Genomic DNA, 6,387 nt, shown 5'->3' with positions numbered 1-6,387 from the left:
CGCCGAACCGGCCGGCCAGCAGGTCGATTCCAATCTCGCCGCCCCAGCTCCTGCTGTCCTGGAAGATCCCCGAGGATCTGTCGTAGTCCTGCCATTCGATCCTCTGCTCGAGATAGGGACGCGCCGAGGCCCTCTCCCGAAGCTCGTAGCGCGCCTGGACCGCACGCTCGATCGAGGAAGGTATCCCCGACTCCCGATCGATGTAGTCGCGCCCCTCGAGACGGAGGAGGAGCTCGAGCCTGTCTCCGGGCCGAGGGATCCCCCCCGCCTCGATCTCCGCCGAGCGCGAGGAGTAGGATCCCGATCCCGATCCGAAGGACTCCTTCCGCCTGAAGGAGGCCTGCCCCCGCAGCCTCAGATCGGATCGCGGCTCGAAGCTCTTCTGGAGCTCGGCCTGGGCCCGCAGAATCCGGTAATCGAAGAGACTTACCAGTGTGTCGCCCTCCGGCCGCGACCAGTCTGCGCCCGCTCTCACCTGCGCCCGCAACCCGGGGAGGAACTCCCGGTCGTAGATCGCCGTCAAGAGCGCCTGGCTACCGGATGCCGGCTCATCCTCGCCCCCCTGAGCCTCCCATTCGTGCTCGAGACGAAGCCGGTTATCTCCGGCTTTCAGCCCCATCTCCACTTCGAGCGTGTTTCGTCTCCTCGTCGCGCCCCACCTGGCGGCATCGGAGGCGCGCAGCCACGCCCGCTCGCGGCTTCCCTGCTCGAGCTCCAGCTCTAACAGGCCGAGCAGCGTCACGTCCCGGGTCCGGACCGGTTGGTCCTCGAGCGCCTCCTCGATGCCGTCCGAGGGAAAGAGTCGATCGTCGAAGAGCCCGCCCGACTGGTAGCTCTCGCCGGATCCGTCGACCTCGAGACCCGATCGGCCGCCGATGGTCAGGGCATGGACCTTGAAGGGGATGATCAGGAGGACCGAGAGGAGGATTGCCGGCGCGATCTGTCGCTCTCTGGCGGACCCTCGGGGTCCGCGCACCGACGCAATACCTGGCCGGGCCGGGCCGATGCGCCATGCGAGCATCTCAGATGCGCCCAAATTGCTCTAGCGGCTCCCTGCGGCCTCGGACGATCGGCGTAGCAGCCCTTCGGCCACGCGGGCCGATTCGAGAGCGGAAGAGAGGTCTCCCCGTGAGAGGCTCTCCTCCGCGGCCTCGTGGCGCATGCGCGCTTCCTCGAGAAGCGCGAGCGCCGCCTGTGAACCCGAGGCTTTGATTTCCGGCGACTGCTCGAGGAGCAGCTGTCCGACCGCGGAGACGACCTCCTCGACGTCCTCGGGGTCGCGCGAGCGCGAGAGGTCGAGGAGGGCGGCGAGGGCCGAGGCGCGCGCCTGACGGGAGAGACGCGCCGCGACCTCGCGCTGGCCGGCCCGGCCCCGTTCGATCGCCCTCTCTTGCAGGGCGAAGGCCTCTTCGTAGAGCCTCCGCGCCCTCTGGTTGCTCTCGTCGTCGAGCAGGAAGCGAACCTCTTCGAGGAGGATGTCGGTGCGTTCCATCGCCCGCTCGGCCGAGAGGGCGGCGCTCTCGAGTCCTCCCTGCGACCGGTCGTAGGCCCTCTGGATCAGTTCGCGCGCGGTCACCGCCAGGCGCATCGCCCTGCGGTACTGCCGGCCCCGATACGCCTCCGATGCCTTGTGGAGTTGCGCGACTCCGACATCGAGGAGGCGCCGCGCCTGCGGATCCCCGCGGCCGCCCACGGCGGATCTCGTCCGCTCCACGAGATCGCGCGTGGAATCGAGCAGGTCGCGAATCCTCTCGTGGCCCTTCGTGTCGATCTCGGCCGTCTCGAGGGCTCGGCGCGCAAGATCCCGCGCTTTCATTGTGAGGCGGGCCGCGATCGAGGCATTCCCCCTCCGGAACCTCTCCCAAGCTTCGGCCTGGACGCGCGTCGCCTGGCGGAGGACCGTGCCTGCGCGATCCCCGGCGGAGTTGCCGACGGATTCGCGAACCCTCTCGAGGATGCGGTCGGTCCGCTCGAGCTCCGCCCGAACCTGCCGCTGCGCAAGCGCCGGGGTCGCGAGGAGGCAGACGGAGCAGATGGAGAGGATGGCGAGGATCGCCGGCGTCAGGCCCCGCTGGCCGCGCCGGGACACCGGGTGCCCCTCGGGGGGCAGGTCAGTCCCGCAGGCCATGGCGCTCCATCCTCGAATAGAGGGTCCGCCGCGTCATCCCGAGCAGGGCCGCCGCGCGGCTCTTGTTCCCCTTGGCCTTCTCAAGGGCCGCCTGGATGTAACGTCTCTCCATCTCTTCCATCGAAACCCCCTCGTCCGGAATCTCAGGCAGGCCAGCCGGTTGCGGCGGTTCCGGTCGCCCGAGCGATGGGAGGTGCTCCGGGCCCAGCGGCGCCCCTTCCGCGAGGATCAGCCCCCTCTCGATGAGGTTCTCCAGCTCCCGGATGTTCCCGGGGAAAGAGTGGGCCGCCACCAGGCGGAGCGCCTCGGGCCGGATCCCTTTCGGGTCCGACCCCTTCTTGATCAAGAAGCGTTCCACGAGGAGGGGGATGTCCTCGGGCCGCTCCCGCAAAGCCGGCAACGTCAGGGGGAAGACATTGACGCGGTAGAAGAGATCCTTCCGGAAGGAGCCGTCGCGCACCGCCTCCTCGAGATTCCTGTGCGTCGCCGCGATGATCCGCACGTCGCAGTGGATGGGCCGGGTCCCCCCCACCCGCATGAACTGCTTCTCCTCGATCGCGGCGAGGAGCTTCACCTGCATCGCCAGGGGGAGATCGCCGATCTCGTCCAGGAAGACCGTTCCCCCCTCCGCGACCTCGAAGAGCCCCTGCTTGCGGCGCACCGCTCCGGTGAAGGCTCCCTGCTCGTGGCCGAAGAACTCGCTCTCGAGGAGATTCTCCGGAATGGCGCCGCTGTTGATCTTCACGAAGGGGGACCGGGCGCGAGCGCTGTGGTTGTGGATCGCGGCCGCCAGAACGGTCTTCCCCGTCCCGCTCTCGCCTCGGATCAGAACGACGGCGTCGGAGAGGGCGACCTTCCGGGCGAGCCCGAAGAGCTCGAGGATCGCCCGGCTGCGCCCGATGAGGTTCTCGAAGCGCCCCTCCTCCACCTCGTCGCCGGCGAGCCAGCGCGCCCACCGCCGCAGCCGCTCCCCCTCCGCCAGAAGATCCCACCGTTCGCGGATCCTCTCGACCTTGACGATGAGATCGAAGAGGCTGATCGGTTTTGAGAGGTAGTCGAAAGCGCCGTTCTTGATCGCGTCGCGCGCGGCGCGCGGGCTCTCGAGCAGCTCCTTCTGCCCGGTGATCACGAGGACCTCGATCTGCGGCCTCTCGCGCTTGATCCATTGCAGCAGCTCGAGGCCGTCGGGCGGCGGCATCTTCACATCGGTGACGAGCAGATGGAACTCGCCGCCGGCCAGGAGATCCATCGCCTCCGTGCCGGACGATGCGGCCGCCACCTCGTAGCCCTGCTTGCGCAGACCCGCCTCGAGATCCTCGCGAAAGGCAGCCTCATCCTCCGCGAGGAGGATCCTAAAGGGGCTCGTCCCGTCCGCCATCCGTCTCCTCCATTTCGTGCGCCGGCAGCCAGAGATCGAGACGGCTGCCGCGCCCCGGCTCGGACTCGAGGGCCACTCTCCCGCCGCACGCGCGAACGATCGAATCGACGACCGCCAGGCCGAGCCCCGACCCGCCCTCCCGGGTCGTGAAGAAGGGCTCGAAGACCCGGCGCCTAAGATTGCGCGCGATCCCGATTCCAGTATCGGCCACCTCGATCCGGATCCACCGCCCTTCGGCGCTCGCGCGCACGGAGAGCTTCCCGCCATGCGGCATCGCGTCGCGCGCGTTCAGGAAGAGATTGATGAGCGCCTGATGAAGCCGGGCGGGATCGACCCGCGCGCGCAGGTCGCCCGGCGGTGACTCGAGGGCCGACTCCACTCCCGCCCGCGCGAGATCCCGCTCCATCAGATCGAGCGCCCCTCTGAGCACGGGGAGGACGGAGCAGGAGCCCTCGCTCCCGCCCGTCCGCGCGAGGGCGAGGTAGTTGCCCAGGATGCGATCCAGCCTCTTGACCTCCGCCGGGATCGCGTCGAGCAGCCGCGCGGCCGCCTCGCGGTCGCCGCCGGCAGCGAGGTCCTCCTGCACCCGCTCGGCCCGGGACTGGAGGACCGCGAGCGGATTGCGGATCTCGTGCGCGACCATCGCGGCGAGCTGGCCCGCGGTCGCCAGGGCCGCGGTCGCCCTGACGTCCCTCTCGTACCTCTCCAGGGCGCGGAAGAGACCCAGCAGAAGGGCCGCGAGGACGGCGGCGAGGATCGCGGAGGCCGCTCCGGTGATCCACCAGACGCGTCGCAGCGCGGGGACGATCTCGAAGAAGCCGCTGCCCCCCTCGACCGCGACGAGGCCGACAACCACGCCGAGCGAGTCCTCGATCGGGAAGAAGCCTGTCTTCAAGAACGTGCCGGGGATTCCCTCGGCCTCGTAGAGGGGCGTCGAGGCCGCGATCCCAGCCAGCGCGGCCGAGGCCTCGGGCTGCGCCTCGATCAGCGGATCGCGGGCGCCGAAGGGAACCCCCCGGGACGTGCCGGCCAAACGCCGCCGATTCCTATCGACAACATCGATCCCGCCCAGATCGCTCGCATAGGAGATCCGCTCGAGGTCCCTCTCGATCGAGGCGTAGCGACGGGCGGAATCGGCGGGCGTGGCCGCGGTGAGAGAGACCGCGGCGAGACTCTGCGCCACGGCCGATCCGATGGAGAATAGCCGCTGCTCCAGCTCCACATCGACCCTCGCGCGCACGTGCCTATAGGTCCACGCGGACCCTCCCGCGACCAAGGACACTAGGCCGAGCAGGAGCAGTCCCAGAGTTGCCAGGTAGACCCTTCGCGGGAGTCGCTCCACGAGAGTCGGCGAACGGCGCATCGATCCTCCAGGCGGACGGCGGAGACTCCGCAGACCCGGCGCCTCCGCACGGGCCGCGACCCGGCAGGCACAGCATAGATGAGGCGGCGCCGGCGCGCGATCCCGAGGACCGTGGGCATCGACCCCATCGGTGCGGTAGATTGCGGGGTGGCCGGCCGGGTGCCGCGCGAGGAGTCGTCCGCCATGGCTGATGCGTCGTCCGATCGTCCCCGAATGCGCCCCATCGAGGCCTTCCCCGTCCCGCGAAGGGAGGGGACGGTCTACTGCTTCCGCGATCCCGGCGGCGGCTCGGAGGAGATCCTCTTTCTGAGCGAAACGGAGGCATGGATCGCATCCCGCCTCGACGGGACGCGCGACATCGGCGACATCCAGGTCGAGCTTTGCCGCATGAGCGGCGAGATCGTCCCGAGGGACAGGATCGCCTCGGTCATCGACCGCATGGAGGCGGCCTGCTTCCTCGACTCGCCGGCCTACCGCGAGAGGCTTCGCATCCAGGAAGAGACCTTTCATCGCCTGGCAAAGCGGCCCGCGGCGCACGCGGGGATCTCCTACGAGGCCGATCCCGAGTCTCTGGCGGTCTGGATCGATCAGACCGTCGCTGCCGCCGACTCGCGCGCGCCCGCCAATCCCCCTCGGGGCCTCGTCGCGCCGCACATCGATCCGCATCGGGGAGCCGCGGCCTATGGGAGCGCCTACCGCGCGATCAGAGGCTCGCAGGCGCGGCGGATCGTGATCCTCGGGATCTCCCACTCCGGCGGCGAGATCCCCTTCGCGACGATCGACAAGGACTTCGAGATTCCACTCGGAGACTGCGCGGTCGACAGGGAGTTCCTCGAGGATCTCCACGCGGGTCTCCCCTTCGATCCGCTGAGCGGGCGCTTGCTGCACCGCAAGGAGCACTCGATCGAGTTCCAGGCGATCTTCCTGCGGCGCGTCCTCGGGGACTGGTCGGCGCGCCGAATCGTGCCGATCCTCTGCTGCTTCCCCTGGCTTCCCGTCCCCCTCCGCGGGTCGCTTCCCTACCCGCAGGAGTGGAGGGTCGCGTTCGTCGAGCGGCTGGCTTCTCTCCTCGACGAGGAGACGCTGGTCGTTCTCGGCGTCGACTTCGCCCACGTCGGGTGCCGATTCGGCGATCCGCACGGCCGGGCCGCCGATCGCAAGGAAGCGATCGAGCGGGAGGATCGCGAGATGATGGCGCGGATCGCCGACGGCGATCGCGAGGGCTTCCTGGCGGTGATGGAGAGAGAGCAGGACGCCCGCAGGATCTGCGGCTACCCGGCGATCCTCACGATGCTCGAAGCGATGCCCGGCGCGCGGGGACGCGTGCTCGACTACGGGCAAGCGATCGAGGAGGAGACCGATTCCCTCGTCAGCTTCGGGGCGATCGCGATGGCCTAAGTACTCCAGCCCGAAAGTTCGATGACGTATTCCATACCTCCTCAGGCGACCTTGGTCGCCTCCAGGTCATGGGCGTGGAGGCGCACGAGGAGGCCGGCCAGGTCCTGGCGGGTGAACCTC

General features: G+C 69.3%; 5 protein-coding genes. 1 reads left to right on the top strand and 4 read right to left on the bottom strand.

All coding sequences use genetic code 11. The features are described 5' to 3' along the window. The 4 genes from FJY88_10830 to FJY88_10815 form a co-directional block, all read right to left on the bottom strand. The coding region (locus FJY88_10830; protein MBM3287827.1) for a hypothetical protein at positions 1-976 on the bottom strand (976 nt) is incomplete at its 3' end. A 66-nt stretch (positions 977-1,042) separates the two neighbouring features. After that, positions 1,043-2,128, bottom strand: a complete 1,086-nt coding sequence (locus FJY88_10825) for a hypothetical protein (protein MBM3287826.1) — start codon at positions 2,126-2,128, stop codon at positions 1,043-1,045. Continuing rightward, positions 2,112-3,506 carry a sigma-54-dependent Fis family transcriptional regulator gene (locus tag FJY88_10820; protein MBM3287825.1) on the bottom strand — a complete coding sequence of 465 codons (1,395 nt, stop codon included), beginning with the start codon at positions 3,504-3,506 and terminating at the stop codon, positions 2,112-2,114. Before FJY88_10820 ends, FJY88_10825 begins: the two co-directional genes overlap by 17 nt. Beyond that, positions 3,481-4,869: a hypothetical protein gene (locus FJY88_10815; GenBank protein ID MBM3287824.1), complete on the bottom strand. Its 1,389-nt coding sequence runs from the start codon at positions 4,867-4,869 to the stop codon at positions 3,481-3,483. The genes FJY88_10820 and FJY88_10815 overlap by 26 nt, the downstream gene beginning before the upstream one ends. A gap of 78 nt (positions 4,870-4,947) precedes the next feature. Here FJY88_10815 and amrB point away from each other — a divergent pair, with 78 nt between their 5' ends. Continuing rightward, entirely contained in the window at positions 4,948-6,267 is a 1,320-nt protein-coding gene (gene amrB / locus FJY88_10810; protein ID MBM3287823.1) for an AmmeMemoRadiSam system protein B, read from the top strand. Positions 6,268-6,387: the final 120 nt, after the last annotated feature.

The organism is Candidatus Eisenbacteria bacterium, from assembly GCA_016867495.1.
Lineage (GTDB): Bacteria > Eisenbacteria > RBG-16-71-46 > CAIMUX01 > VGJL01 > VGJL01.
This window is presented reverse-complemented; position numbering and strand designations above follow the sequence as displayed.

Excerpts from the sequence above, each read along its gene's own strand:
- FJY88_10825 (MBM3287826.1), bottom strand. The coding sequence starts at position 2,128 with ATGGCCTGCGGGACTGACCTGCCCCCCGAGGGGCACCCGGTGTCCCGG.
- FJY88_10820 (MBM3287825.1), bottom strand. The coding sequence starts at position 3,506 with ATGGCGGACGGGACGAGCCCCTTTAGGATCCTCCTCGCGGAGGATGAG.
- FJY88_10815 (MBM3287824.1), bottom strand. The coding sequence starts at position 4,869 with ATGCGCCGTTCGCCGACTCTCGTGGAGCGACTCCCGCGAAGGGTCTAC.
- amrB (MBM3287823.1), top strand. The coding sequence starts at position 4,948 with ATGAGGCGGCGCCGGCGCGCGATCCCGAGGACCGTGGGCATCGACCCC.